Below are 26,957 nucleotides of genomic sequence, written 5' to 3'. Positions count from 1 at the left end.
AAATAAAAAGGAGTTAGAAAAAATGAGAGAACGTACAAAGCAATTTTGACGTGATGTCCATGAACATTTTAAAAGTCGAAATTATATTTGAAAATTTAAGCTCCAAGTTTGCTTACCAATTTTTATTGGTTTATTAATTTTAGATATTATTACGAAGCAATTGGCCTTTCATTTATTATCCCATGATCCTTATGCACCAGAAGTTAAGTTTCTTGATGGCTTTATTAATTTTAAGTTTGTTGTTAACAAAGGAATTGCTTTCGGAGCGAATGCTGATAATTTAGTGGCGACAATTATTGGGGCGGTCTTAATTACGATGTTAGCTTTTACTGTTTTTTTATATATTAATAATAAAACAGCAGCGATTGGTTTAATTATGATTACATGTGGTGGTGTTGGAAACTTAATCGATCGAATGTGAAACCAGGGGGGAGTTGTTGACTTTTTAGCGTGAATTCTCTTTCCACCGTATAGTATTTTTAATTTATCAGATACTTGAGTAACGTTTGGGGTTGTTGTTCTAGTGTTAGCAATTATCGTTGAAATTGTGCGTTTTTATCATAATCGTGCGCGAAGTAACCGGGAAGAAAGTAATACTATTAATGACTAAAATTACTTTTGTTTCAGCAGCAAGTGGTCGTATTGATAAGATTTTAGTTGCTCATTTTGCCACAACAGCAACGCCCTTATCACGAACAAAAATTCAGGAATTAATAACCCAAGACCAAGTGCAAGTTAATGACCAACTTGTTCACCAAAATTATACTGTCCAAATTGGTGATATAATGATGGTTACTTTACCAGAACCAGCAACAACAAAGTTAACACCAATGGCAATGCCATTAACGGTGTTGTATGAAGATGATGTAATATTGGTGATTGATAAACCAAATAATTTAGTTGTTCATCCAGCGCCAGGTCATTTGAATGATACGTTAGTTAATGCTTTAATGGCACGAAGTAAAGATTGATCAACTGTTAGTGGTGAACTACGACCAGGAATCGTTCACCGAATTGATCGACAAACGACGGGAACGTTAATTATTGCTAAAAATGATTTTATTCATCAACAATTACAAGAACAAATTCAAACAAAACAATTACAACGGCGTTATTTAGCATTAGTACATGGTAATATTGTTGAGAATCGAGCAAAGATTGATGCTCCAATTGGTCGTGATCCACAAGAACGAAAGAAAATGGTTGTTACGGCAAAAAATTCTAAAAAAGCAGTGACTAATATTCTTGTAATTGAGCGCTTTAATGATTATACTTATATAGAGTGTGAGTTAGAAACTGGTCGCACGCATCAAATTCGAGCGCATTTAAAGTATATTAATCATCCGGTTGTTAGTGACCCGTTATATGGAACGGTTGCTGATAAAAAGGAATCATTTGGACAATATTTGCATGCGTATCAGTTAACTTTTATGCATCCAATTACAAAACTTCCAATTACGGTATCAGCAGCATTACCATTGGAGTTTGAAAATAAATTAGCAGCATTACGCGCGAAAGGATAGGAAACAATGAGTTTTGATAAAGACAAGTTATCATTGGTTGATTATTTTCTTAAACAAGAAAAATACAATGTTTATAAAAATAAACCCCAAGGTAATAACAATGTTTATTTATATAAAGTTGATAGTAAAGAATTTCAAATCATTAAAATTATTGATGATTTTAGTGGTGAATTTAAAGATTATGTTATTGTTGATGAAGTTGTAAAAGATTTAAGAACTTTTTTAAATAAAAAATTTCAACGAGTAAAACTTTCTATTTTATCAATTATTTTAATTGAAAATCGCTCGCAGGTTTATAAAGAAGATAATGGTGATGTTGTTTTATTTGTTGATAGTCATAATTATCTTGATCGATTAAGCAATTATTATCCAAAAATTTCAATGTTAGAAGATAACAATGATGGTAATTCAATGGCGGAGATGTCACCAGAAGAAATCTTAGATGGGATGAAAGATCCAAATAGTAAATTAACAAAAAACTTAAAACAGTTAAGTGAAAAGTTAAGTGTTAATAATTTAGGTGTGACATGAGTTTTAGTTGCGTTATTATTAATTATTCCAATCGTTGGAATCTTTTTTGGGGCGCAAATTTTTAATACCAAAGATTTAAGTGAAAATGCAACTTCGCTTGTTTACGGAGGAATTACGCGTGATTTATTAATTTGAAATAATCAATGGTGAAGATTATGAACTTATATTTTATTTTCTTCTAATCCATTATTAGTTGTTTTAAACTTATTTATGATTTTTAGTGTTGCGCGTTATGCTGAAGCGTTATTAGGACGATGGCGGTTAATTATTATTTTAATCTTTGGTGTTCCGTTAGTGGGCTTATTTTTAGCAGCGGTGTTACCAAATTGAATCTTTGGGGGATCAACCATTTTATTAGCAATTTTATGGGGTAGTTTATTTAGTTATAATTATGGAAAAGATGATTTGGGAGCTTTAATTGCAAACCAACGGACATTAATTATTATTGTTTGATTGTTATTAATGCCATTATTTTTAGGTTATTCATATTATTTAATCAACCTAGTTGGTTTTTTTGCCGGTAGTGCCATTGGTTATTGTTTAGAATTTAATCGGACAAACCGGATAAATTGAACAATGTTATATCCTGTTTTGGTTGTTACAGCCATGATCACTGTTGTTGCTGTTACTTTAGCATGACAACGTTATGTTCCACCATATAATGGTGATGTCATTGATGCTTTAATGAGTTATTGACGAGCCGGGTTAGTAAGTAAGGGCAGCATAGAAGATATGCTGGGAAGTTATTATTTTTATCCAAAAAATCATTGACCAAACTTCTTGTTATCAAATCAACAACCAATGAAGGATGCCATTAACTTGTTTGGAATGGTTTTATGGCACCGTTAACAAGGAAGAAACGCTCTGATTACTTATCATGAGATGACTTTTTCTTGAGTGTGGCGCATGTTTGTGCGATGCGTAGTAAAGACCCGCATACGCAAGTTGGTAGTTGTGTTGTTAATCAAATTGGTCAAATTATTGCCACGGGTTATAATGGTTTACCCCGCGGTTTAAATGATGATGAATTTCCCTGAGCACGAGACGGAGAATATTTGGATACAAAATATCCTTATGTTGCGCATGCCGAATTAAATGCGATTTTAAGTGCTCGTACGAACTTAGAAAATTGTCGAATTTATACAACCTTATTTCCTTGTGCCGAATGTGCTAAAATTATCATTCAAGCAGGAATTAAGGAAATCATTTATGATGATGATAAATACGTTGGTAGTGATGATAACAAAGCAGCAAAACGAATGTTTGACCAAGCGCACGTTAGTTATCGTTCGTTACCAGTTATTAATGTCATTGTAACTCGGCAAACACAATAAATATCAAACCATTTTCTTATTAAATGTTAATTAGGAAGGTTGTTCATAATGAAAAAATATTTTACCGATTAAAAGTTATTTATTTATCGAATTATTGGCATTATGCTAATTTTTATTTTTTTAGTGTGTGATTTTATTTTAGTTTTAAAAACAAACAGTGGTATTTATGGCCAGTTACCATCATATGGGGAACGGTTAAGTCACTATTATGCTTATTTTACAACTCAATCAAATTATCTTGTTTTTGTTTATTTTGTTTTTTATTTATTTCAAAAGAAATTTAAAAACACCAAGCCTGATTTTATTATTCGCTTAATGGTGACAGTTTATATTACAATGACAATGCTAGTCTTTTGGTTTGGATTATTTGTGCAAGGTAATCTTGTTAAAAATATGAGTGTTTATGAATGAATTTCAACTTTTATTTTACACACAATTATTCCGGTGGCAATGCTTTTAAGTTATATTGTTACTGCTGGTGATACTTTTTTACAAATTTGAAACGCATCATGAAGCTAATTACTGATTAATTTGTTTATATCCGTTATTATACTTAATTTGTGTTTTAATTCGTGGTTATATTCGCCATGTTGACCAGCAACCAGATAATACCTTATTTCCATATTTCTTTTTAAATTTCTATGCTACAAATGGTTTTCCAATGTTGGCGGTTGGTACGGTGCTTATTTTTACGTTATGTACTTCGTTTCAATATTTTTTTTATTTGGATTAATAACTTATTTTATTTTCGTAAACAAATTAAAGAAAATAATATTACTAAAGTTGATGAAATTAAAATTATGTTGAACATTAAACAATATCGCCAATTAGATCATAAGGGAAAAATTGCGATGATTTTAGCAATTGTCGTTGGAATATTTAACATTATTTTTTCAATTCTATATTATGTTTTACGAAATGTTTGGTCAAAAATTTTAAATTATACTGATTGTGGTTGGGTTTTGTTCCATCGCCTTAGTCTGTTTTAATTGGATTTGAATTGCCGGGCCAATCTTTGATATTGTAATTGCGACCTTGTGTTTGAATAATCACAAGTATTCAAAAAGTGATTTAGATACTTATTTAGCAACCCATCATAAACCGCTGAAATTAAAAAGTAAAAGTATTCCTGATGAAATGCTTCGTTTAGCTGAAGATGAAAAATAATCCTTGGCAAGGATTATTTTGCTGTTAAGTTAAAATGGATTTTTAAAAAATGTTGATAATCACTAAGAGGTTTGGTTGCTTTGTATTTTTGTGCTAAAGCTTTAACTTTTTCATTTGCTCCCAACGGAAAAGCAAGATGATATTTTGTTTCAAGATTCTTAATGGCTGTTAAGAAGGCAGCACGGCTAAGAATAGCACTACAAGCAATTGCTAAAGTTTTTTCTTCTCCTTTGGTAATAAAAATGACATTATCTTTAATAACGGGGGTTATTTTTGACAAATATTCAAAATATTTAACAGCATTAACAAATTGATCAATAAAAATGGTTTTATTTGTTAATTGATAAGTTGCTAATAATTGGACTAAGGCTTGATTATGAGCTAAAGCTTTAATCACATGGGCATTTTGATATTGGGTATATCATTGATTATATTGGTTATTATCAATAACAATTGTAACAGCATGGACCAGTTTTTTAATAATTGGGGCTAATGTCATAATTTGCTCGGTTGTCATTTTCTTGCTATCTTTAATTGGCAAAGCTCTTAATTTATCAAAAGTTGCGGGCGGTAAATAACTAGCCGTAACAACGAGCGGACCAAAAACATCGCCAACACCAACCTCATCATTTCCAATAACATCTGTTTTAAAGTAAGATGTTGGTTGACAAGGGTTAATAATGCGGGTTGCTGGGATGATAAAAAATTTTGCGGCTTCTTTATCGGCATGATAACCTTGAAATAATACACTATTTGTTTTATAAATGGTAATTGTAATGCCATTTTTATTAAAAACATTAACCTTATTGGGGTCAGTATTATTGATTTTATAAATTTGATAAGTATTAATAATTTCTGTAATAATTTTTGGATCAACTTTTTTAAAACTAACATTGTTCATATGATTGTCCCCGTTATTTCTTTCTTTAATATTATATCGTTTTTTTGTTGAATTTGTTAAAATATTACTAAGTTAAGAAGAGGAGAGCATTAAGGATGATAAAGAATGTTGGGATTGATATTATTCAAAATAAACGAATTAAACCATCAGCAGAACTAAGCCAAAAATTATTGAGTGCAATTGAATTAAAAGAATATGAAACATTGTTTGATAAAGAACGTCAGCGTCAGTTTTTAGCTGGTCGTTGAGCAGCGAAAGAAGCATTAATTAAAGCCTTGGAAATAAAGTTAATTTTAAATGAAGTAACAATTAAGTTAAAAGATGATAATAAATTACATGTTGAAGGAATTACCTTAGAAGAAAATGACATTGTTCATGTTTCACTTAGTCATGAACGTGATTATAGTGTTGGAATTGCGATTTGGTCAACATATTAACAGTTTTTATAAAAACTTTTTTTTTTTTTTTTTGTAAACTGTAATATGAAGCGCAACAAATCAACTCAGAAAGGAGTTGATTTTTTAATGGAAAGAAAACATTATTTTATTTTGCGGTCCTTAGTAACTAAGTATGGAAAAGATAATGTTATTAATACTGTTAATAAGCTAGTAACTAATAATGTAAAAGAAAATGAATAAATTATCCGCGTAATTTATTAGCGGTAATTTATTCAATATTGTTTATTTTGAGCGTAGCGAACACGCGAAGCGTGCCGCGCAAGCTAAATTTCTAGGAGGAATTAAGTTATGACAGTCTGGTTAACATGAATATTTAGTATTGTTATTATTTTAGGAATTCTTGCTTGAATTAGTTTATCGATTTATCAAAAAATTCGTCAAATTCAAGGAAAGAAAAAAGATAAAAAACAAATTAAAAATAAGGAGGATAAAGAATAATGTTAGGTATGTATTTAACAACAGCTATTAATTTTCTAGCTGCAGATACTTCTACTATTTCAGGTGGAATGGATTCTATTTGAACTGGATTGGGTAATGCAATGATGAAAGTTAAAGATGCTGTTTATGCTGTATTACCACAATTAATGACTTTTTTAGGTGATGCATGAATTATTTTGATTCCATTTGGAATTTGAGTAATTATTAAAATATTAAATTTTTTTCGTGTTATGGTTAAAGGATTTTAATATTTATTATAATCGATCATATATCTTAGCTGTTTCTATGGCACACTAGCTTTGTTATTTGATTTATTAATTTTAATTTTATATTTTCTATTAACGTTGTTAATAGTTATTTTCAGTGTGCCAATTTTGTATTTTTGTTTTTTTATTACATTGTTTATTTAACAATACTAAGTTACATTAATACAACATTGGTTATTACAGTAACATAAATGTTTTAAAAAGGAGAATTATTGAAATATTTATAAAAAGAATTACAATATTTTAAAATGCCCGGGTTAGCGCCATATAAACCAAAATATGTTAAAGATATTTTATTAAAAATTAAAGCATTTTACGAAAAAGACCAAAATTATATACTATTGTGTCAAAAAGAAATTAACAGTATTGTTAAACAAATATCACAAATAAAGCAAATATGCGGAAATGATTTTACAAAGTGACCTAAATAATAGCGCACATGATATTTTAAAAATTGTATATGAACAATTAAAAAAAATCCAAAATAACGAATTAGAAAGTAAAATTACTAAATAGATTATGAAATTTATTAGTCCGTTATCTTGACTTGGTGGAAAAGCTAAACATTTTGATAAAATTAAAGTATTATTACCGGGTAAATTTTATAAATTTATAGATTTATTTTGTGGTGGTGCTTCAGTAGGTTTAAATATTTTAGATCAAAAATTATGTAGTAAAGTAGTTTTTAATGATTTGCATACTGGTTTAATTGAATTTTGACAATATGGCATTCATTCAATTCAATTAGATTATTTGGAAAAATTAGCATATCCTAATTCAAAAAGTATTAATGAATTGAAAGAAAAAATGTTTGATGATTATTGTTTAAATTTTGGTGAAGAATTTTTAATTAAGAACGCATTAACATTTAATGGTAAAGAATGAGGAACTTGAACAGATAAAAGATTACAACAAAATTTTAATGTTAATAAATTATTGAGAATTCAAAATGTTAGAAAACTATTAGTTGATCCTAAAAATAATATTGAGTTTTATAATTTGGACTATAAAAATATTATTAATAAATATTATATGGATAAAAATATTGTTTGATATTTAGATCCACCATATTTTTACAATAAAGGAAAAGTTTATAAACATTCAAAAATGAACTTTTATGAACTAAAAGATAATATTTTAAAGATTAAAGGTAAATGAATTTTAAGTATTGATAATTCTGAATTTATTAAAGACTTGTTTAAAGAATTTAATATTAATGAATTTCAATGAGTATATAGTTCTACTAATTGTCATAATAGAAAACCAAAACTTGGTCAAGAACTAATTATTACAAATTTTAAGGAGTGTGATTAATTATGACAGTTGTTAAAACATATTTTTATAATCATATTTCGAGTCCAAAAGGAATTGCTTTATGCACTTTATGTAACAAAATTTTAATTGATGAAGATATTGAAATATGTTTTTTAAATAATTGTGGTGATACTGATTTAAAATATCAAAAAGAATATTGTGATAATTGTCATTGAATTTTTCATCAAAAATTAAGAGAAAGGAAAAAAATAATGTTAGGAATTTGAATATTTTTTATTAAACGTAAATGTCAAATTTGTCATTCTATTTTGAATAAAAAATTTGTTGGTAGTTTATATTTTAAGTTAAATGTTTGTTCAATGAAATGTAATAGAAAGCGAGTTGATTTGAGTAATGTATCAGAAGCCAATCTATAAAAGTGGTTCTAATCCGGCATTGTGTAAATATAATATTATAAAAGTTATTGTTATACAATGATTTATTGGTTATAACGGTTTTCAATCTTTTCGCAGAATAATTGAAAGTAAATGGTTTGCCGGTATTGATACTAGTAAAAACGAGTTATATGTATGAAAGTAAGGTGTTTTTATGAGTTTTTATAAGAAGAATATTAACGTAGAAAATTATTTTATTCGAAGAGAATTTATAGTTTTTAGAACAGATAAAGCAAGTTTTATAAATTTACCTAATCATAATCGTCATATTGGTTTTTGACTAAGTAATAAGTTTATTTATCCGAGTGAAAAACATTCTGATCAAGCTGCTATTGGTTTGATTTATGATAATTCTTATCCTATTCTGAAATATAATGAAAATTTAAGACGTTATGTGTGAAAATATTTAACTGAAAGAGAATTAATTGATTTGTATAATCAATATAAACAAAATTATTTTACACAAATGAAAAAAGCATTATTCCCTTGGTTAACCCCAAAAAGTAAAAACAACTAAAAATAATTTAACAAATTGAACTGTTGAAAAAGAACAAGAATTGATTAATGATTTGAAAGATTTAAATTAAATTGTAAGTTATATTATTGGTTCTAATGCTCCTGAATTTTTATATGTTGTATCTTTTGTATTATTTATAGTTTTATTTTTTGGTATGTTTTTTAAAATCATTCAAAAAATGTGAAGTTTTTAAATTATGGCAAAATATTGAGAAAAATTAAAAGAGTTTTTTATTCATGTATTTTTATTTATTGATAAATCTAATGTTGAAAGTATTACAACTTGAACTTTGACTCAAAATGAATATTTAACTCTTATGATTGGCATTTGAATTGTTATTTTATTTTTAACTTGGTTTTTATTGTGAATGATTTTTAAAATAGTTGGGTATTTTAAGTAATGAAAAAGTTTATATTTTTCTTAAAAAATTATTGTTATATTAGCGGTTCAATGATTTTGTTTAGTTTAATTGATTTGTTATTTTGAATAATTTCATTAAATTATACTGGTTTAGTATTCTGATTATTGTTTGTTTTGCAATGTGTTTATTTTGTTTGGTGATTATGAAAAAATATTTTTTATCAGTTAAATGCGTTTAGGTTAGTTAATTTTGTTTGAGATAACCCTTTGTCAGTTATTATTGGTAAATTAGGAACAGGTAAAACATTACTTTTGACTTATTTGTCAGAAACAATGAAATTATTAACAGATAAAATTTATAGTAATTATCCATTAGAAGATGATAAAGTTAAAGTTTTAACATTTAAAAATTTAGACTTTACAGATAGAACAAAACCAGTTCCCCCAGATGATAGTTTAATTTTGTTTGATGAAAGTTTTTTATATATCGATGGTACAAGCCCTCATGATGAAAAAGTAACTCACCGTGGCAAAATTCCTTGAATTGTGTTAGCTAGACATTTTGGACACCGTGCTTTATTTCCAGCTTAACGTGAAGGTATGCTTTGGAATAATATTCGTCAATTAGCAAGTGGTATTATTATTCCTATTTCATTGAAAAAACCGATTGCTAAAAAAGGATTTAATTTTTTTAATCGTTTCTTTATTATGCGAATTGGCATTTTTCAAGATATTACTGATTATGAAATTTGAAAAACAAAATCAGTAGAACGAACAGCAGAAGGTAAACGAGCAAAACATAGATCTGATGTTGGATTAGGAATTCGGTTTTTCAAAATAATTATTCCATTAGAAATAGCCCAAAAATATGAAAGTAAATGATTATCATTTGTTCGTGATTTAAAAAATGATGATGTTCCTGTTACTAAAGAGTATTATTGAACCCAACTTAAAGATTTAACAATAAAAGAACGTTTAGAGTTATTAGACATTGATATTTTAAAGAAAAATTTAAAACCTAAAAAAGAAAAAAGGAAGTGATAAAAATGATTAATTTATTAGCTGAAAATAATAGTAATTGAGACAAGATTTTTAGTTTTATTTTTGATAGATTTTTGTTTATTTTTGATGTAATTTGAAATACTAAATTGCCAATGACGAATACAACGATTGTTTATTTTATAATCTTTTTTATGGTTATTAAATTATCAATTTATGCAATACATGGTACATCGACACAATATAATGAATTAGGTTCAACTGTTAAAAATAGTACATCAAAATTATATTCTGCAACAGCTCGTGGAGTTTCAGATACTAAACAAGGTATACAAAAACATGTTAAAAAACGTAAACAATTTAAAATTAATCGTAATAAACAACAATTATCAAGTTTAGCTAAACAAGCAAAAACGAGAGAACAAGGATACCGGAGAGTGAATAAATAATGATTAGATTAGTTTTATTAGTTGCAGCAATCGCTATTTTTGGTACAGGTTTTATAACAGTTATTATTAATCAATTAACATCAGCAAAAAATATTATTATGGATTTATACAATTCAGATACCTGGTTACTTTCGTTGTTTGGCAAAATGGCAATCTTATTTTCTCACCCGTTAATGCTTGCAATATCAAGTTTATATATTCTTGCTTTTATTGTTTCAAAAACATTGTATAGTTAGGAGTCATTAAATATGAAAAAGACAATATCTTTATTTTCAATATTTATTTTAGTTATTTTAAGTTTAGTGATTCCTTTTATCACTTTAACGGCTTTTAAACCATTAAATCAGCAAAATTATACTGTTAATCAACAAACAACGGGAATGAATGAAACTGATTTAATTAATACAATGTTTTTACGCAGTAGTTTTTTTGAAAATTGGTCAGAAACAAATTATTTTATTAATCCAACATTAAAAACATCACAATCATTAATTTATAATGATAAATGATATTTAGATTTTTTAAAAGATAGTTATTCTACTGGAATTTCATTCGATAAGCCTAGTGATGAGTTTATAGATTTATATAAAAATTGAGATACTTATGCTAAATAATATAACATTGATAAGTTTTATGATGTTGATAAAAAACAATTTTTAAAAGAATTAACTAATTTTTCTTATTTTTTTTCTAAGTATTTTAATACTGTTGAAGTTATTAATAAATTAGAAAAAAGTGTTGATAATTTACAAATTGTTAAGTTAATGTTTCAAAATTGAAGTTTAATTAATCAAGAAGAATTTTTAAATTTAGATCAAAAATGAGCTGTTGTTATTTTAGATGATGGTGAAGAAAATATTTGAAGAATTATTAAAATTGATATTATATGAGAAGGATATGCAACTAGATTAAAAGTTTTAAATAATTTAATATTGGCCAATCATTCTAAATATAAACCTAAATTTTATATGTGAAATCAAAATAATGAACCTGAGACACCAACAGCTGATAAAGATACTGGTAAAGTAATCTTTTATATTGACAATCAGTATCAAAATACGCGCTCTTTTTTATTAAAATATATTAATGCTATTGTGCAAGAAAATATTCGAGTTCAACAAGGGGGTAATCCAGATTATGATGATCCAAATTTAGGTAGTCAAAGAATAATTTTTGATTTTGAAATTATTAATAATTTAGATAAAACTAGTACTGGTATTATTTTAACTAAAAAATCAATTTATCGGATGATTTTAACGATTGATGAAAAGAAAAATATTATATATAGTTTTTTTAATCAAACATTTGAGGTGTGAAAATTTAGTCCAGCATTATATAGTACAATAACAAATATATTTTGGATGGGTTAAGATAAATTGGACAACAATAATGTAGAGTAAAAGATTATAATTAAGTTACAATGGAGGTGTAATTATATGGCAAAGAATCATTATACCGATGAATTTAAACAACAAATTGTTGGTCTTTATAAATCAGGCAAAACATCTGGCCAATTATCTAATGACTATCAAATTGGTAAATCCACTGTTTGAAAATGAGTGCATGAATTTAACAATTCAGGATCATTTAAAGCTAAAGACAATCGCTTTGTTGAAGAAAATGAACTTATTCAGTTGCGAAAAGAAAACAAACAATTACGAATGGAAAATGATATTTTAAAGCAAGCAGCACTGATAATCGGCAAAAAATAGTAATTATAAAAAATAACAAAGAAAAGTATAAAATTACTAATTTATGTAAAACACTAAAAGTTGCTAGATCAACATTTTATTATCAATTAAAATCAAATAAACTTAGTCAAGCCCAACATATTGATAATACTATTATCAGTATTTTCTTAAAAAGTAGAAAAAACTATGGTACAAGAAAAATTAAAGTTATGTTAGCACAACAAAATATTATATTGTCACGAATAAAAATTAGTCAAATAATGCAAAAATATAATTTAATTTCAAATTATACAAAAATTAAATATAAACATCATAATAACAAAGATATCACTTACAAATATAATAATTTGTTAAATCAAGATTTTGATAATTATAAATTACATGAAGTTGTTGTCAGTGATTTAACTTATGTTTGAATTAATAATCAATGATATTATGTATGTTTATTGATTGATTTGTTTAATCGTGAAATTATTAGCTATGATGTTAGTTCTCATAAAGATGCAAAATTAGTTGAAAGTACTTTTAACAAACTTAATTTTTCTTTAGAAAATATTAAAATATTTCATACTGACCAAGGAAGTGAATTTAACAATAGTACTATTTATAAACTTTTGACTAAGAACAATGTACAAAAATCTTATAGTAAACCTGGATATCCTTATGACAATGCAGTAGCTGAATCTACTTATAAAATTTTAAAAACTGAATTAGTCAAAAATAAAAAATTTAAAAGTATTGAAGAATTTAAATTAGAATTATTTGATTATGTTAATTGATATAATAATACTCGTATTCATAGCAAATTAAATTATTTATCACCAATCCAATATAAAAATCTTTACTCTATATAAAATTTGTCCAAAAAACCCTTGCCATTCCAATTGAAAAAATATTTAACATATGTTTTTTGTTATCTATTATTCATTAAAATTAATTAATTCAGTATTATATTTTTTGATTGATTTTGCCAGTTGTTCTAAAAAACCATCATATATTGGATACTTTTTTAATTTAATTGAATCATTAAAACAGCATCTTAATGCTGCTTCTAGAAAATCATTTGCATTCTCTATTAATGTATTATATTTAGTTAAATTGAATATCATTTTTATTGTCTCCTCTTTAAAAGCAAAAATTTATTAAATATATTTAATTTTTTTATGCTATTATTTAATTAATAGATTTGTTGCACTTGCATTTACAATTTACATTTTAATAAAAGGAGTGTATAATAAAAATGGATAAGTTTGTTTTGCAAAGGAGGGACCAGAAATGTATTATTCATTTGATGATATTATATTTAAAGATTATTTAGATAATTCGCTTCTACGAGAATGAATTCTTAATAATAGATATGCTGATGATGGTGTTTTTAAATTTTTCTTATGAATGTTTATTTTTGCGGCCTTTTTCTTGTTTACAATTCTTTCATCATGAACATTTCTTCATTATAAGAGTAAAAAGATTAGGGCCTCGCATGGGTTATTAAATTTTGGGGTAATAATTGGGGGAATTAGTGTTTTTTTCTTTAGCAGTATTATTTGAAATTTAGTGTTAGTTCCCGATTATTCAATTGATCCAAGTTATTATCGAACTTTGCTAACAGGGTATTCATACGTGCAGTTGACGATTGCGTTAGCAATGATTTTTAACAACCGGCGTTTAGTATCGATTCTATTATATGTTGTTTACGCTTCGCCGTTTATTATTATTGGTCCGGTTATTGTTAATAATTTAAATAATATCAATGTTCGTTATGATAAAGAGTTATTTGTTTTATTCACTTTCTTAGTAATTTTACTTTTTGTTGTTATTTTACAATTATGTGGTTTTTTAACACGTCAGGATGAAAAAAGTAATATTATTCGGTTTGTAACAATTTTAGTTTTATTTAGTTTACTTAATAATTCAACAAAAATATCGTTACCGTTTGTCTTTGATGATAATATTAAGATTCGTCAATTATTACAACAAATTTGATCAGTGGCAACCTTAATTGTTGATTTATTTGTTTGATTTGTTTTAATGCTTTATATTTGTCAGTTTTTTGCTAATAACAATGACGAAAGTTACCAAGAACGGGACTTAGATTTGATTGAAGTTTTAATGTTACAGCAACTTAATCGTAATTTAACCTTAAATAACCCTTCGAAAGAAGAGATTAATCCCAATAATTGGAAATTAAAAATGTTGAATTAAGAAATGATTGTTATTTTTGAATTACTTATTTACTACTGAAAAAATTATTAAATTTGAAAAACAAACAATTTTTAATTTAAATGATAATTTTATAAAATGAACAGCTAAAAAGGCTTTTTATCTTGGATAAAAAGCCTTTTTTATTTGCTTGATTAAAATAAAGTATGTTATAATTTTAGTGTTTGTATTCAATAAAAATTAATGGTATACAACACACATTTATGGATTCATTTGCCCAGTGCTATTTATTTTAATAAGATAGTGGTAAATGTTAGAAATAAATGGAAGTCTTAACGAAAAGGAGAATTTAATAGAAATATGGCAAAAGAATTAACAAGAGAAATGTTATGAGAATCTGGTGCGCAATTTGGGCACCAAACAAAAAGATGAAATCCGAAAATGAAACCATATATTTATGGGGAAAAAAATAAGATTCATATTATTGATTTGCAACAAACATTATGACGATTAGAAGATGTTAAAAAATTAATGACAACAATTGCAGCGCGTAAAGGAAAGATTTTATTTGTTGGAACAAAAAAACAAGCAAAATGAATTGTAAAAGACGCCGCAGAATGTTGTGAATGTTTTTATGTTAATCAACGTTGATTAGGCGGAACATTAACTAATTTAAAAACAATTCATTTACGAGTAAAACGTTTATGAAACATTGAACGTCAAGAAAAAAATGGTGAATTAAAATTATTACCAAAAAAAGAACAAATGTTAATTAAAAAAGAAAAAGAAAAATTGGGAAAATTCTTAGGTGGAATTAAAGGAATGAAAGAATTACCACAAGCATTATTTGTGGTGGATCCCAAAGAAGAACATATTGCTGTGCGTGAAGCACGAAAATTACGAATTCCAGTCATTGCAATTTGTGATACAAATGTTGACCCCGATCCAATTGATTATGTTATTCCAGCTAACGATGATACTTCGCGTTCAATCGCAATTATTACTCATCATATTGCTGATTTATATGGGGATGCAATGGGACTTAAAATGCCAGAACCACAATTTAAACCAAATGAATTTGTTCGTCGTGAAGGGGATGACAATCGTGGACCACGTGGTTGTCAATATGATAACCGTCGTTCATTTAACCGTAATAGTCCTGCGCGCGATCAACGTCCAGAAGGAACAGCTAGTGCAACGCGAGTTACCGCTGATCAAACAACTGAGAAAGTTGTTCCAGCAGTAATGGCAAATGAACAACCAGCACCAAAAGTAAAAGCTGAAAAAGTTACCCCCGTTGCTGCAACACCAAGTTTTGATTTAAATACAATTAAAGTTGTTGATAACGATTTGGAAAAAACATTAACAAAATTAAAAGTTGATGAATTAGAAACTTTAGGAAATCTATTTGGATTACCAAAAGGAAAAAAAGCCGAAATGGTTAGTGCCTTAGGTAAACATTTAACAATTATTGATAGCAAAATAGCAAAAAAATAACAAAAATTGAATTGTATTAACTGATTAGTTTCAATACAAGCAGCATTAAATTTGAAAGGAGAATCAGTATGGCAGTTACTGCACAATTAGTGAAAGAATTAAGAGAAAAAACTGGGGCCGGAATGTTAGACTGTAAAAAAGCATTAGAAGCCACAGATGGGAACATTGAGAAAGCAATTACTTGATTGCGCGAAAAAGGAATTACGAAGGCTGCAAAAAAATCAGACCGTGTTGCTGCGGAAGGATTAGTTGGTTTAGTAACAAAAGGAGATAAAACAGTTGTTTTTGAAGTTAATTCAGAAACCGATTTTGTTGGAATAAATAAACAATTTTTAGCCTTAATGGCAACTGTTGGAGAAACATTACTAAATAATGATCCAAAAACAGTTGGAGAAGCATTACAATTATCAGTTAATGGTGAATCATTAGAGACAGTTATTGTTCATGCAATTGCAACAATTGGTGAAAAAATTACGCTTCGTCGTTTTAAAACATTACATTTACAACAAGATCAATCGTTAGGAATTTATTTACATTCTAATCAACGAATTGTAACGGTGTTAGTTTTTACGGGGCAAATTGATGAAACAATTGGGAAACAATTGGCAATGCATGTGTCAGCAATGCGTCCCCAATTTATTTCACGAAATGATATTTCAGCCGATTTTTTAGTAAGTGAAAAAGCAATTTTAACAACTGAAGCAAAGAATGATCCTAAAAATGCTGGGAAACCAGATAATATTTTAGAAAAAATGGTTGAAGGGCGTTTAAATAAACAATTAGCCGAAATATCATTCCTTGATCAAACTTTTGTTGTTAATCCAGACCAAAAAGTTAGCGATGTTATTAAAGCAAATAATGTTAGCGTCGTTGATATGATTCGTTACGAAGTTGGTGAAGGAATTCAAAAAGAAGAAGTTGATTTTGCAACAGAAGTAATGGCACAGGTTCGTAAATAGAACTGTTTTGCCAGAAGGGAGGGCATAAAATGGATGCTCAAAAAGGAACAATAATTGCAATCGCAATGGCAGCATTTTTATTTGTTGCTGTTAGTTTGTCAGTTATTGGTTATTTAATTAGTTTTACAAAACGAGAATTTAAAGAACGTTTTGTAAATAAAAAGATTTTAATTATTTTATTTACTGTGTTAGGAATTAATTTACCAGTTGTTATTGTTGGCTTTTTATTAGAATTTGTGATTAAACCATCATTAAATGCACCAGTAATTGCTGTAATTGTAATTGCTTTTGTTTTAACAGTTGCGGTTGGAGTTTACATTTTCTTATTTTTACAAACAATTGCAATTGGGATTGATGAAAAAGAAATTGCTTTCTTAGGAGAACGGATTTTAATTCGTAAAATCAGTCGTGTTGAACGCAATGATAAAACAAATCAGTTAATTATTCATTATACTGAAGGAAGTCGCAGTAAGAAAAAAACTCGTTTTTCATTGGCAAGTCAAGCTGGACAATTTATGGTTAATAATGTTAGCTTATTAAACCAAGAAATTATGATGTTTGTGTCAGATAGTGAACAAGCAGCAGCTTCAAAACCAGCTGATGAGTCAACACCAAAAGAAGTAAAAGAAATAAAAAAAGATTAGTCAAGTTAATTGGAAATCTTTTTTTTTTTTTTTTTGCAAAATATTTATTGCTTTTTTAAAAAAATATGATATTCTTATCGGTATAAGGGAAAGAAATTAAGAAAGACATAAATGAAGTCAGTAGGATAAGAAAGCAGTTAAAGTATTATTAAAATTATTTAATAGTAAATTAACGTTCCTTTCCTCTTATGTATTACAATTTTTAATTGTAATAATTACTTTTGCTTTTATATAACCTACTTGAACAGAAAGGAAACAAAAAGAATGAAGACACTTCTAGCAATTTTAGGAGCATTCGGGTTAACAGCAACCGGAGCAACGACAGTAGTTGCATGTAACAAAGGAGATAGCAAAAAAGATACTTTAGGAGGATTAAAAGCATCAGATTTTGCTAAAGCCTTATTAGGAACTGCAGATAAAACTGCTTTAAATACTAAAGTAATCACAATTGTTGGTAATAAAGCATCAGATGGCGCTAAAAAGAAAGAAATCACTGACAATCTTAAATTATTTGGACACGCTTTTGTTGTTACTGATAAAGATGCTGCTTTTCCATTAGACAAAGGTAAGAAATTTACTTTAACAATTGAAAAAGCAACTGATGCGCAAATCAAAGAATTTTACAAAGCAGCAGAAAGCAAAGACATTAGTAATGACGATTTAGCATTAGCTAAAAAATTACAAGGATATATTTCAGGAACTAAATTTTCAAGTGAAATTACAATTGAAGATCAAGCAACAACAGTTGATATTTCAGGAGCAACACCACCATCAATTGGAGAACAGACAATTACAGTAACAGATCCAGCTGATGTTCAAGAAGCTGATTTATCTGCCCTTAACACTAATGCAGCGATTACAGGACCTGTTGCAACTGCAATTAAAGCAGTAGCAGGGGTACCTGTCGATGTTACAATAGGAACAGATTATGACATCACAAATGATGGAGTAGCAGGTAATTTTGCAACTGCAAAACCAGTTAAGTTTACAGTAACTGCTAAAGGTGATAAAATCTCAGGAACATTTGAATTTACAGTAGAAGTTGAAGCTACTACATCTTAGTAAATTTTAAACATCTTTTAATTAAACTAAAATAAAAAAACACTAATTAATTAGTGTTTTTTTATTTTTTTTGCGACCGAATATCAAATTAGGTACCTCCTAAACCGCTTAACGGGCGGTTTTTTATTTGCAATCGTACGATAAAATAAGGATTTTTTCAGGTATTTTAAAAGTTAGATACTATTTTTCATTGTTGTCAAATTTTAATCAGTTTGTTATCTTTATATTATTTATTTAATAAGATGACTGAATAAGATGACATTTTATTTAATTATTAATTTCCTTATTTTACGTAGCATATTTAAGGAGGTAAAAATGAAAATAAAATTATTTAAAAAAGTATATAAATCGTATTGGAATGGCAACACTTTTTAGGACACTTTTTATGTAGACTTCTGATTTCTAAATTCAACTGGAGTTAAGTAATTCAAACTACCATAAATTTGAATATTGTTGTATCAATTAATGAAATTAAATAGTTCCAACTTTAATTGTTCTAAATTTTTAAATTTTCGACCATTAATAAATTCAGTTTTAAAAGCTTTATAGGTTGTTTCAGCTACTGCGTTATCGTAAGGGCAACCTTTTGCACTTAATGATCTTTTAATATTAAATGTTAATAAAATTTCTTCAATAATTTTATTTTTAAATTCATTACCACGATCTGTATGAAACAACCTAATTTGATTTAGTGGTCGTGTTATTTTATAAAATGCCTGCTGAACTAGTTCAGCAGTTTTATTTGTTCCAGCGCTATAGCCAATTACTTCACGGTTAAATAAATCAATTAGTAAGCAAATATAATGTCATTTTGAACCAACTTGAACATAGGTTAAATCGCTCACAATAACTTCATTTTGTCTTTTATTACTAAACTCACGATTTAGAATATTACTAATTTGATCATTATTTACAGGAGATTTATGATTGCGATATTTTAATTTAGTATATTTTGATACTAAATTATTTATTGCCATAATTCTTCTAATTTTTTGTCGAGATAAAATAATGTTCTTTCTTGCTAAAATAATTTTAATTTTTCTAGCACCATAAACTTTATAGCTTTCTTTAAATGCACTGATAACTTCATTTTCATAAATATTAATTTCAGTTTTAGTGTTCTTATTAATTTGATAATAATACTTTGATTTTGCTATTTTTAATATTTGACACATTTTCCTCACTGAATATTTGTCTTTATTGTTAGTAATTAATATTACTTTTTGCCTATTATCAGTGCTGCTTGCTTTAAAATATCATTTTCCATTTCTAGTTGCTTATTTCGTTTTCTTAGTTCAATTAACTCATTTTCTTCTGGTGTTCTGTTATCTTTTGCTTTAAAAGAACCAGAATTCTCAAATTTTTTTACTCATTGATAAAGAACTGCCTTTGAAATTTTATATTCGTTAACAATTTCAATATTACTTTTACCATTTTTATATAACATTACGATTTGTTTCTTGAATTCATCGGTGTACTGGTTTTTTGCCATTTTTATATTCCTGCTTTCCTAATAATTTTAGCTTATTTTTTTACAGTCTACATAAATATGGTCCAAGTTATTGTAACCTATCCAATGACATTATATTTGCTTACTAATTGATTTATTTAACCGTGAAGTAATTGGCTATAGCGCTGGAACAAATAAAACTGCTGAACTAGTTCAGCAGGCATTTTATAAAATAACATGACCACTAAATCAAATTAGGTTGTTTCATACAGATTGTGGTAATGAATTTAAAAATAAAATTATTGAAGAAATTTTATTAACATTTAATATTAAAAGATCATTAAGTGCAAAAGGTTGCCCTTACGATAACGCAGTAGCTGAAACAACCTAAAAGCTTTTAAAACTGAATTTATTAATGGTCGAAAATTTAAAAATTTAGAACAATTAAAGTTGGAACTATTTAATTTCATTAATTGATACAACAATATTCGAATTCATGGTAGTTTGAATTACTTAACTCCAGTTGAATTTAGAAATCAGAAGTCTACATAAAAAGTGTCCTAAAAGTGTTGCCATTCCAAATTGATTTGTATAATCAATATAAACAAAATTATTTTAATCTTATGTATAAAGCATTATTCTGAAATAAACCTAAAAAAGTAAAAACAACTAAAAATAATTTAACAAATTGAACTGTTGAAGAAGAACAAGAATTGCTTAATGATTTGAAGGATTTAAATTAATGAGTTTATATGATTATTGAGTTCAATTTGTCAGTTACATAGTTGGTTCAAATGCCCCTGAATTTTTATATGTTATATCTTTTGTATTATTTATTACTTTATTTTTTGGTATGTTTTTTAAAATCATTCAAAAAATGTGAAGCTTTTAAATTATGACAAAAGATTGAGAAAAATTAAAAGAGTTTTTTATTCATGTATTTTTATTTATTGATAAATCTAACGTTGAAACTATTACAACTTGGACTTTGACACAGAATGAATATTTAACTTTGATGGTTGGTGTTTGAATTGTGATTTTGTTTTTAACTTGGTTTTTGTTATGAATGATTTTTAAAATAGTTGGGTATTTTAAGTAATGAAAAAGTTTATATTTTTCTTAAAAAATTATTGTTATATTAGTGGTTCAATGATTTTGTTTAGTTTAATTGATTTGTTATTTTGAATAATTTCATTAAATTATACTGGTTTAGTATTCTGATTATTGTTTGCTTTGCAATGTGTTTATTTTGTATGATGAGTTTGAAAAAACATATTTTATCAGTTAAATGCTTTTCGGTTAGTAAGTTTTGTTTGAGATAATCCGTTATCAGTTATTATTGGTAAATTAGGAACCGGAAAAACTTTACTTTTAACTTATTTATCACAAACTATGAAATTATTAACAGATAAAATTTATAGTAATTATCCGTTAGAAGATGATAAAGTTAAAGTTTTAACATTTAAAAATTTAGATTTTACCGATAGAACAAAACCAGTTCCCCCTGATGATAGTGTTATTTTATTTGATGAAAGTTATTTATATATTGATGGAACTAGTCCGCACGATGAGAAAAAAGTTCATAGTGGTAAAATTCCGTGAATTGTTTTAGCAAGACATTTTGGTAATCGTGCTTTGTTTACAGCTCAACGTGAGGGTATGATTTGAAATAATATCCGACAATTAGCAAGTAGTATTATTATTCCTATTTCATTGAAAAAACCAATTGCTAAAAAAGGATTTAATTTTTTTAATCGTTTCTTTATTATGCGAATTGGTATTTTTCAAGATATTACTGATTATGAAATTTGAAAAACAAAATCAGTAGAACGAACAGCAGAAGGTAAACGAGCAAAACATAAGTCGGATGTTGGGTTAGGAATTCGGTTTTTTAAGATAATTATTCCGTTAGAATTTGCACAGAAATATGATAGTCAATGATTAAAGTTTGTTCGTGATTTAAAAAATGATGAAATAGTTAATTATAAAGAATATTATTGGTCGGAAATTACTAAATTGAGTGTTAAAGAGCGCTTAGAATTGTTTGATATTGATATTTTGAAAAAGAATTTAAAACCTAAAAAAGAAAAAGGAAGTGGTAAAAATGATTAATTTATTATCAGAAAGTAGTAATTGAGATAAGATTTTTAGTTTTATTTTTGATGTATTTTTGTTTATTTTTGATGTATTTTTGTTTATTTTTGATGTAATTTGAAATACAAAATTACCAATGACAAATACAACGATTGCTTATTTTATTATCTTTTTTATGGTTGTTAAGTTATCTATTTATGCAATTCACGGCACAAGAACACAATATAACGAATTAGGGTCAACAGTACAAACGGGTGTATCAAGTATTTATTCTGCGACTGCTCGTGGAGTTTCAGATACTAAACAAGGTATGCAAAAACATATTAAAGATCGTAAACAGTTTAAAATTAATCGTAATAAACAACAATTATCAAATTTAGTAAAACAAGCAAAAACAAGAGAACAAGGATATCGGAGAGTGAATAAATAATGATTAGATTAGTTTTATTAGTTGCAGCAATCGCTATTTTTGGTACAGGTTTTATAACAGTTATTATAAATCAACTTACATCAGCAAAAAATATCATTATGGATTTATATAACTCAGATACTTTTTTACTTTCTTTGTTTGGCAAAATGGCAATTTTGTTTTCTCATCCTTTAATGTTAACTATATCAAGTTTATATATAGTTGGGTTTATTGTTTCAAAAACATTGTATAGTTAGGAGTTGAATTTATGAAAAATAAAATTTTAAAGTTTTTAAAAGAAAAATGATGAAAAATATTATTATATTTTTTGATAATTAGTTTAGGAATGTTTGTACCTTTTCTTTATATTGATATTAAAGAATTTAAATTGTTTTTGAGTAAATTTGGTTCAGTTTCTTCAATTATGTGTATTGGATATATAATTTTTTGAATTTTAACTGCTGCGGGAATTATTGATTTAATATTATGAATTAAGAAAAAAATTAATAAAGATGTAATTAAAGGTGGTAAAGAATAATGCGTAAGTCATTATCTTTATTTGCTATATCTATTTTAGGTATTTTAGGTTTAATTATTCCTTTTATTACTTTAACAGCATTTAAACCATTATATCAGCAAAATTATATTGTTAAGCAACAAACAACGGGAATGAATGAAACTGATTTTATTAATACAATGTTTTTACGCAGTAGTTTTTTTGAAAATTGGTCAGAAACAAATTACTTTATTAATCCAACTTTAAAAACATCACAATCATTAACTTATAATGATAAATGATATTTAGATTTTTTAAAGGATAGTTATTCAACGGGGATTTCATTTGATAAACCTAGTGATGAGTTTATGGATTTATATAAAAATTGAGATAGTTATGCTAAACAGTATAATATTGATAAATTTTATGATATTGATAAAAAACAATTTTTAAAAGAGCTAATTAATTTTTCTTATTCTTTTGCAAAGTATTTTAATACTGTGGAAGTTATTAATAAATTAGAAAAAGGTGTTGATAATTTACAACAAGTTAATTTAAAATTTAAAAATTGAAAGTTAATTAATAAAGAAGATATTAATATAAACCATGATAATAAAAATTATTTTGCAGTTGTTAGAATTATGAATGGTTGAAAAATTATAAAATGAAAAGGTGAATTAAGTTATGAAGACCGATTTTATTATTTTAAAAATATTTATCGTTGAGATGGTTTAAATGAACCTCAAATACCCGAAATTAATACAAATACAGGTGAAATATTAGATTGAAATGTTGAAAATCAAAATAAAGTTAAAGATTTTTTTAATAAGTATTTAGATACTATTGTCCAAGAAAATATGCGAGTTCAGCAAGGAGGAAATCCAAATTATGATGACCCAAATTTGGGTAGTCAAAGAATAATTTTTGATTTTGAAATTATTAATAATATGGAAAAATTAGATTGAAAACCTAGTATTATTTTAACTAGAAAATCAATTTACAGAATGATTTTAACGATTGATGAATATAAAAATATTGTTGCTGGTAGTTTAGAATTAACACATCTTAAACAATATTGGGATGGTAATAATACAAATAGTTATCGGTATACTGATGATTTAGGGTTTTTATTTTCTTTTATGAAAGAAAAAGATAATATCTTTAATTTTAGTGCTGAAACTTATAACTATAATCAAAGTAGTTCGCCCAATACTAACAAATATGTTTTTGAGCAGATGAAAGGTCAAATTAATATTAATAAGTTTTTAAAAGCATTTTTTGCACATGCTTTGGTGCCTGTATTTCAAAATCGTAGTAATTTTATTGAAAGTGGTTATATTGATAATTTACAATATGATACTGTTCTAATTAACTTTTTTGGTTTAAAATTAGTTAATTTTAGAGATGTTTTAATTGATGAAAAAAATACTAATAAAAATCAATTTGAAAAAATATTAAATAGTATGTTTACTGTTTCGCAAAACTTTTATAAAGATTATTTACGAACCATTTTTGATTTAGAAAATAATACTTATGTACAAGGATATAATAAGAAATATGGTTTGTTAGCTAATAATGGTTTTAAAATTTATCCTCGTTATTTTTATTTTTCTGATAAATATAATCAGTTAGATATTAAATTGTATTCAGCATTTAAAAATCGTTTTTATAACACTAACTATGGTAATGTATTTAATTATGATTTTTCAGTTGCAAATGATTATAATATTAATCAAAATGAGGGTTATATTTTTGAAGGTGTTTTAAAAGATAAATATGGTTTAAAATACAAGAAAATAGAAGAACAAAAAATTGGTTATAATGTCTTTGAATTACAAGCTCAAAAAGAAAATGATATGTATCGTTATTATGATTTTAATTTTGGTATTTATAACTGACAAGAAATAAATAATGGTGGATTGTTTCCTGATGGCCAATGATGACAAGCGCAATATGAAAGTTGTAGTTGATATAATTTAGCGTGTCATATTAGAAATGCAGCAATTTGAATTGTTAATAATATTCCTGGTGTAAAACAAGTTAATGAATTAGCAAGTGGAGTTGGTAAAATATTTCAAACAATATATAGTTTTTTTAATCAAACTGGATAGGTTACAATAACTTGGACCATATTTATGTAGACTGTAAAAAATAAGCTAAAATTATTAGGAAAGCAGGAATATAAAAATGGCAAAAAACCAGTACACCGATGAATTCAAGAAACAAATCGTAATGTTATATAAAAATGGTAAAAGTAATATTGAAATTGTTAACGAATATAAAATTTCAAAGGCAGTTCTTTATCAATGAGTAAAAAAATTTGAGAATTCTGGTTCTTTTAAAGCTAAAGACAATCGCTTTGTTGAAGAAAATGAACTTATTCAGTTGCGAAAAGAAAACAAACAATTACGAATGGAAAATGATATTTTAAAGCAAGCAGCACTGATAATCGGCAAAAAGTAATATTAATTACTAACAATAAAGACAAATATTCAGTGAGGAAAATGTGTCAAATATTAAAGATAGCAAAATCAAAGTATTATTATCAAATTAATAAGATCACTAAAACTGAAATTAATATTTATGAAAATGAAGTTATCAGTGCATTTAAAGAAAGCTATAAAGTTTATGGTGCTAGAAAAATTAAAATTATTTTAGCACGAAAGAACATTATTTTATCTCGACAAAAAATTAGAAGAATTATGGCAATAAATAATTTAGTATCAAAATATACTAAATTAAAATATCGCAATCATAAATCTCCTGTAAATAATGATCAAATTAGTAATATTCTAAATCGTGAGTTTAGTAATAAAAGACAAAATGAAGTTATTGTGAGCGATTTAACCTATGTTCAAGTTGGTTCAAAATGACATTATATTTGCTTACTAATTGATTTATTTAACCGTGAAGTAATTGGCTATAGCGCTGGAACAAATAAAACTGCTGAACTAGTTCAGCAGGCATTTTATAAAATAACATGACCACTAAATCAAATTAGGTTGTTTCATACAGATCGTGGTAATGAATTTAAAAATAAAATTATTGAAGAAATTTTATTAACATTTAAGATTAAAAGATCATTAAGTGCAAAAGGTTGCCCTTACGATAACGCAGTAGCTGAAACAACCTATAAAGCTTTTAAAACTGAATTTATTAATGGTCGAAAATTTAAAAATTTAGAACAATTAAAGTTGGAACTATTTAATTTCATTAATTGATACAACAATATTCGAATTCATGGTAGTTTGAATTACTTAACTCCAGTTGAATTTAGAAATCAGAAGTCTACATAAAAAGTGTCCTAAAAAGTGTTGCCATTCCAAACGTTTGAGGTATGAAAATTTAGTCCAGCATTATATAATACAATAACAAATATATTCCTATTAATTATATTTATGAAATTTGTACGGTTAATTTAAAAAGGAACTATATAGTTCCTTTTATTCTTTTCAATCTAATATTTCACCTGTATTTGTATTAATTTCGGGTATTTGAGGTTCATTTAAACCATCTCAACGATAAATATTTTTAAAATAATAAAATCGGTCTTCATAACTTAATTCACCTTTTCATTTTATAATTTTTCAACCATTCATAATTCTAACAACTGCAAAATAATTTTTATTATCATGGTTTATATTAATATCTTCTTTATTAATTAATTTTCAATTACTTCCAATTGGCGGTTGTTGTGGATTTCAAGGTTTTGGTTTATTACCCCCGTTTTCATTGTTATTTGGTTTTTCACAACTAATTAATGTTGTTGTACTTGTTGCTGTTAATCCGATTGTTCCTAAAATGCTAAGTCATTTTTTCATATTTTACTTCTCCTTTATATAT

At 26.4% G+C, this 26,957-nt stretch carries 35 protein-coding genes and 5 pseudogenes; 36 read left to right on the top strand and 4 right to left on the bottom strand.

What is annotated here, in order from left to right:
- Positions 1-22: 22 nt before the first annotated feature.
- The 7 genes from lspA to ACOBWH_RS05955 all read left to right on the top strand — a co-directional run bounded on the left by lspA (position 23) and on the right by ACOBWH_RS05955 (position 4,555).
- Positions 23-610 carry a signal peptidase II gene (lspA, locus tag ACOBWH_RS05985; RefSeq protein WP_424526047.1) on the top strand — a complete coding sequence of 196 codons (588 nt, stop codon included), beginning with the start codon at positions 23-25 and terminating at the stop codon, positions 608-610.
- Positions 603-1,523, top strand: a complete 921-nt coding sequence (locus ACOBWH_RS05980; RefSeq protein WP_424526045.1) for an RluA family pseudouridine synthase — start codon at positions 603-605, stop codon at positions 1,521-1,523. Before lspA ends, ACOBWH_RS05980 begins: the two co-directional genes overlap by 8 nt.
- A 6-nt stretch (positions 1,524-1,529) precedes the next feature.
- Complete coding sequence (locus ACOBWH_RS05975; protein ID WP_424526043.1) at positions 1,530-2,903, top strand: rhomboid family intramembrane serine protease; 1,374 nt, start codon at positions 1,530-1,532, stop codon at positions 2,901-2,903.
- The gene (locus ACOBWH_RS05970) at positions 2,891-3,388 is read left to right on the top strand and encodes a deoxycytidylate deaminase (RefSeq protein ID WP_424526041.1); all 498 of its coding nucleotides are present in this window, start codon (positions 2,891-2,893) and stop codon (positions 3,386-3,388) included. The genes ACOBWH_RS05975 and ACOBWH_RS05970 overlap by 13 nt, the downstream gene beginning before the upstream one ends.
- 123 nt (positions 3,389-3,511) lie before the next feature.
- Positions 3,512-3,907, top strand: coding sequence for a hypothetical protein (locus tag ACOBWH_RS05965; RefSeq protein ID WP_424526039.1), 396 nt, complete (start codon positions 3,512-3,514; stop codon positions 3,905-3,907).
- 122 nt (positions 3,908-4,029) lie between these two features.
- Entirely contained in the window at positions 4,030-4,377 is a 348-nt protein-coding gene (locus tag ACOBWH_RS05960; protein WP_424526037.1) for a hypothetical protein, read from the top strand.
- Positions 4,378-4,429: 52 nt separating this feature from the next.
- Positions 4,430-4,555, top strand: coding sequence for a hypothetical protein (locus ACOBWH_RS05955; RefSeq protein WP_424526035.1), 126 nt, complete (start codon positions 4,430-4,432; stop codon positions 4,553-4,555).
- Between the two features lie 13 nt (positions 4,556-4,568).
- Here ACOBWH_RS05955 and rnhC read toward each other — a convergent pair whose 3' ends face one another.
- Positions 4,569-5,456: a ribonuclease HIII gene (rnhC, locus tag ACOBWH_RS05950; RefSeq protein WP_424526033.1), complete on the bottom strand. Its 888-nt coding sequence runs from the start codon at positions 5,454-5,456 to the stop codon at positions 4,569-4,571.
- Positions 5,457-5,551: 95 nt separating this feature from the next.
- Between rnhC and ACOBWH_RS05945 the strand changes: the two genes are divergently transcribed.
- The 14 genes and pseudogenes from ACOBWH_RS05945 (at position 5,552) to ACOBWH_RS05880 (ending at position 13,197) form a co-directional block, all read left to right on the top strand.
- Positions 5,552-5,893 (top strand): holo-ACP synthase, encoded by a 342-nt coding sequence (locus tag ACOBWH_RS05945; RefSeq protein WP_070406913.1) that lies wholly within the window; start codon positions 5,552-5,554, stop codon positions 5,891-5,893.
- A 309-nt stretch (positions 5,894-6,202) separates the two neighbouring features.
- Positions 6,203-6,352 carry a hypothetical protein gene (locus ACOBWH_RS05940; protein ID WP_424526031.1) on the top strand — a complete coding sequence of 50 codons (150 nt, stop codon included), beginning with the start codon at positions 6,203-6,205 and terminating at the stop codon, positions 6,350-6,352.
- Positions 6,352-6,600 (top strand): hypothetical protein, encoded by a 249-nt coding sequence (locus tag ACOBWH_RS05935; RefSeq protein ID WP_424526029.1) that lies wholly within the window; start codon positions 6,352-6,354, stop codon positions 6,598-6,600. Before ACOBWH_RS05940 ends, ACOBWH_RS05935 begins: the two co-directional genes overlap by 1 nt.
- Before the next feature lie 537 nt (positions 6,601-7,137).
- Complete coding sequence (locus ACOBWH_RS05930; protein ID WP_424526027.1) at positions 7,138-7,932, top strand: DNA adenine methylase; 795 nt, start codon at positions 7,138-7,140, stop codon at positions 7,930-7,932.
- Positions 7,933-7,934: 2 nt separating this feature from the next.
- A complete protein-coding gene (locus ACOBWH_RS05925) occupies positions 7,935-8,309 on the top strand; it encodes a hypothetical protein (protein ID WP_424526025.1) in 375 nt (124 codons plus the stop codon).
- 172 nt (positions 8,310-8,481) lie between these two features.
- Positions 8,482-8,914: pseudogene (locus ACOBWH_RS05920) on the top strand (DUF3627 domain-containing protein).
- Positions 8,915-9,040: 126 nt separating this feature from the next.
- Positions 9,041-9,244, top strand: coding sequence for a DUF2649 family protein (locus tag ACOBWH_RS05915; RefSeq protein WP_424526023.1), 204 nt, complete (start codon positions 9,041-9,043; stop codon positions 9,242-9,244).
- Positions 9,244-9,795: a hypothetical protein gene (locus tag ACOBWH_RS05910; protein WP_424526021.1), complete on the top strand. Its 552-nt coding sequence runs from the start codon at positions 9,244-9,246 to the stop codon at positions 9,793-9,795. The genes ACOBWH_RS05915 and ACOBWH_RS05910 overlap by 1 nt, the downstream gene beginning before the upstream one ends.
- A 9-nt stretch (positions 9,796-9,804) precedes the next feature.
- Positions 9,805-10,248, top strand: a complete 444-nt coding sequence (locus tag ACOBWH_RS05905) for a hypothetical protein (protein ID WP_424526019.1) — start codon at positions 9,805-9,807, stop codon at positions 10,246-10,248.
- 2 nt (positions 10,249-10,250) lie between these two features.
- The gene (locus ACOBWH_RS05900; RefSeq protein ID WP_424526017.1) at positions 10,251-10,652 is read left to right on the top strand and encodes a hypothetical protein; all 402 of its coding nucleotides are present in this window, start codon (positions 10,251-10,253) and stop codon (positions 10,650-10,652) included.
- Entirely contained in the window at positions 10,652-10,888 is a 237-nt protein-coding gene (locus tag ACOBWH_RS05895) for a hypothetical protein (RefSeq protein ID WP_424526015.1), read from the top strand. The genes ACOBWH_RS05900 and ACOBWH_RS05895 overlap by 1 nt, the downstream gene beginning before the upstream one ends.
- Before the next feature lie 12 nt (positions 10,889-10,900).
- Positions 10,901-11,935 (top strand): annotated as a pseudogene (locus ACOBWH_RS05890) (spiroplasma phage ORF1-like family protein); the annotation flags it as partial.
- Positions 11,936-12,088: 153 nt separating this feature from the next.
- Positions 12,089-12,364, top strand: coding sequence for a transposase (locus ACOBWH_RS05885; RefSeq protein WP_424526013.1), 276 nt, complete (start codon positions 12,089-12,091; stop codon positions 12,362-12,364).
- A complete protein-coding gene (locus ACOBWH_RS05880; protein WP_424527427.1) occupies positions 12,307-13,197 on the top strand; it encodes an IS3 family transposase in 891 nt (296 codons plus the stop codon). Before ACOBWH_RS05885 ends, ACOBWH_RS05880 begins: the two co-directional genes overlap by 58 nt.
- 66 nt (positions 13,198-13,263) lie before the next feature.
- On the opposite strand, the gene ACOBWH_RS05875 is transcribed toward ACOBWH_RS05880, so the two are convergent.
- Complete coding sequence (locus ACOBWH_RS05875) at positions 13,264-13,452, bottom strand: hypothetical protein (protein WP_424526011.1); 189 nt, start codon at positions 13,450-13,452, stop codon at positions 13,264-13,266.
- A 166-nt stretch (positions 13,453-13,618) separates the two neighbouring features.
- Between ACOBWH_RS05875 and ACOBWH_RS05870 the strand changes: the two genes are divergently transcribed.
- The 5 genes from ACOBWH_RS05870 (at position 13,619) to ACOBWH_RS05850 (ending at position 18,665) form a co-directional block, all read left to right on the top strand.
- Positions 13,619-14,545 (top strand): hypothetical protein, encoded by a 927-nt coding sequence (locus ACOBWH_RS05870; RefSeq protein ID WP_424526009.1) that lies wholly within the window; start codon positions 13,619-13,621, stop codon positions 14,543-14,545.
- A gap of 318 nt (positions 14,546-14,863) precedes the next feature.
- Positions 14,864-16,000, top strand: a complete 1,137-nt coding sequence (gene rpsB / locus ACOBWH_RS05865) for a 30S ribosomal protein S2 (RefSeq protein WP_424526007.1) — start codon at positions 14,864-14,866, stop codon at positions 15,998-16,000.
- A gap of 68 nt (positions 16,001-16,068) precedes the next feature.
- The gene (tsf, locus tag ACOBWH_RS05860; protein WP_424526005.1) at positions 16,069-16,959 is read left to right on the top strand and encodes a translation elongation factor Ts; all 891 of its coding nucleotides are present in this window, start codon (positions 16,069-16,071) and stop codon (positions 16,957-16,959) included.
- Positions 16,960-16,988: 29 nt separating this feature from the next.
- Positions 16,989-17,603: a hypothetical protein gene (locus ACOBWH_RS05855; protein WP_424526003.1), complete on the top strand. Its 615-nt coding sequence runs from the start codon at positions 16,989-16,991 to the stop codon at positions 17,601-17,603.
- Positions 17,604-17,867: 264 nt separating this feature from the next.
- Positions 17,868-18,665 (top strand): spiralin lipoprotein, encoded by a 798-nt coding sequence (locus ACOBWH_RS05850; RefSeq protein ID WP_424526001.1) that lies wholly within the window; start codon positions 17,868-17,870, stop codon positions 18,663-18,665.
- Positions 18,666-19,048: 383 nt separating this feature from the next.
- Here ACOBWH_RS05850 and ACOBWH_RS05845 read toward each other — a convergent pair.
- Positions 19,049-20,157 (bottom strand): IS3 family transposase gene (locus ACOBWH_RS05845; RefSeq protein WP_424525999.1). Its coding sequence is split into 2 segments (ribosomal slippage): positions 19,049-19,917 and positions 19,917-20,157, totalling 1,110 coding nucleotides; the frame shifts between segments, so codons are not numbered across the junction.
- Positions 20,158-20,239: 82 nt separating this feature from the next.
- Here ACOBWH_RS05845 and ACOBWH_RS05840 point away from each other — a divergent pair.
- From ACOBWH_RS05840 to ACOBWH_RS05795, 10 genes and pseudogenes are all read left to right on the top strand, one after another.
- A pseudogene (locus ACOBWH_RS05840) lies at positions 20,240-20,667 on the top strand (transposase); the annotation flags it as partial.
- Positions 20,668-20,696: 29 nt separating this feature from the next.
- Positions 20,697-20,858: pseudogene (locus tag ACOBWH_RS05835) on the top strand (DUF3627 domain-containing protein); the annotation flags it as partial.
- A 152-nt stretch (positions 20,859-21,010) separates the two neighbouring features.
- Positions 21,011-21,214 carry a DUF2649 family protein gene (locus tag ACOBWH_RS05830; RefSeq protein ID WP_424525997.1) on the top strand — a complete coding sequence of 68 codons (204 nt, stop codon included), beginning with the start codon at positions 21,011-21,013 and terminating at the stop codon, positions 21,212-21,214.
- The gene (locus tag ACOBWH_RS05825) at positions 21,214-22,227 is read left to right on the top strand and encodes a hypothetical protein (protein WP_424525995.1); all 1,014 of its coding nucleotides are present in this window, start codon (positions 21,214-21,216) and stop codon (positions 22,225-22,227) included. Before ACOBWH_RS05830 ends, ACOBWH_RS05825 begins: the two co-directional genes overlap by 1 nt.
- On the top strand, positions 22,220-22,639 hold the full coding sequence (locus tag ACOBWH_RS05820) for a hypothetical protein (protein WP_424525993.1): 420 nt from the start codon (positions 22,220-22,222) through the stop codon (positions 22,637-22,639). Before ACOBWH_RS05825 ends, ACOBWH_RS05820 begins: the two co-directional genes overlap by 8 nt.
- Entirely contained in the window at positions 22,639-22,875 is a 237-nt protein-coding gene (locus ACOBWH_RS05815) for a hypothetical protein (protein WP_004027616.1), read from the top strand. The genes ACOBWH_RS05820 and ACOBWH_RS05815 overlap by 1 nt, the downstream gene beginning before the upstream one ends.
- Before the next feature lie 11 nt (positions 22,876-22,886).
- Positions 22,887-23,156, top strand: coding sequence for a hypothetical protein (locus tag ACOBWH_RS05810; RefSeq protein ID WP_424525991.1), 270 nt, complete (start codon positions 22,887-22,889; stop codon positions 23,154-23,156).
- Positions 23,156-25,225, top strand: a complete 2,070-nt coding sequence (locus ACOBWH_RS05805; protein WP_424525989.1) for a spiroplasma phage ORF1-like family protein — start codon at positions 23,156-23,158, stop codon at positions 25,223-25,225. Before ACOBWH_RS05810 ends, ACOBWH_RS05805 begins: the two co-directional genes overlap by 1 nt.
- Positions 25,226-25,301: 76 nt before the next feature.
- A protein-coding gene (locus ACOBWH_RS05800) for an IS3 family transposase (protein WP_424525987.1) occupies positions 25,302-26,410 on the top strand; the annotation gives its coding sequence in 2 pieces (ribosomal slippage) (positions 25,302-25,542 and positions 25,542-26,410; 1,110 coding nt in all).
- A 27-nt stretch (positions 26,411-26,437) separates the two neighbouring features.
- Positions 26,438-26,536, top strand: a pseudogene (locus ACOBWH_RS05795) (spiroplasma phage ORF1-like family protein); the annotation flags it as partial.
- Positions 26,537-26,557: 21 nt separating this feature from the next.
- On the opposite strand, the gene ACOBWH_RS05790 reads toward ACOBWH_RS05795, so the two are convergent.
- The gene (locus ACOBWH_RS05790) at positions 26,558-26,935 is read right to left on the bottom strand and encodes a lipoprotein (protein WP_424525985.1); all 378 of its coding nucleotides are present in this window, start codon (positions 26,933-26,935) and stop codon (positions 26,558-26,560) included.
- Positions 26,936-26,957: the final 22 nt, after the last annotated feature.

Source organism: Spiroplasma endosymbiont of Glossina fuscipes fuscipes (genome assembly GCF_049669535.1).
In the GTDB taxonomy this organism is placed as follows: Bacteria; Bacillota_I; Bacilli_A; order Mycoplasmatales; family Mycoplasmataceae; genus Spiroplasma.
This window is presented reverse-complemented; position numbering and strand designations above follow the sequence as displayed.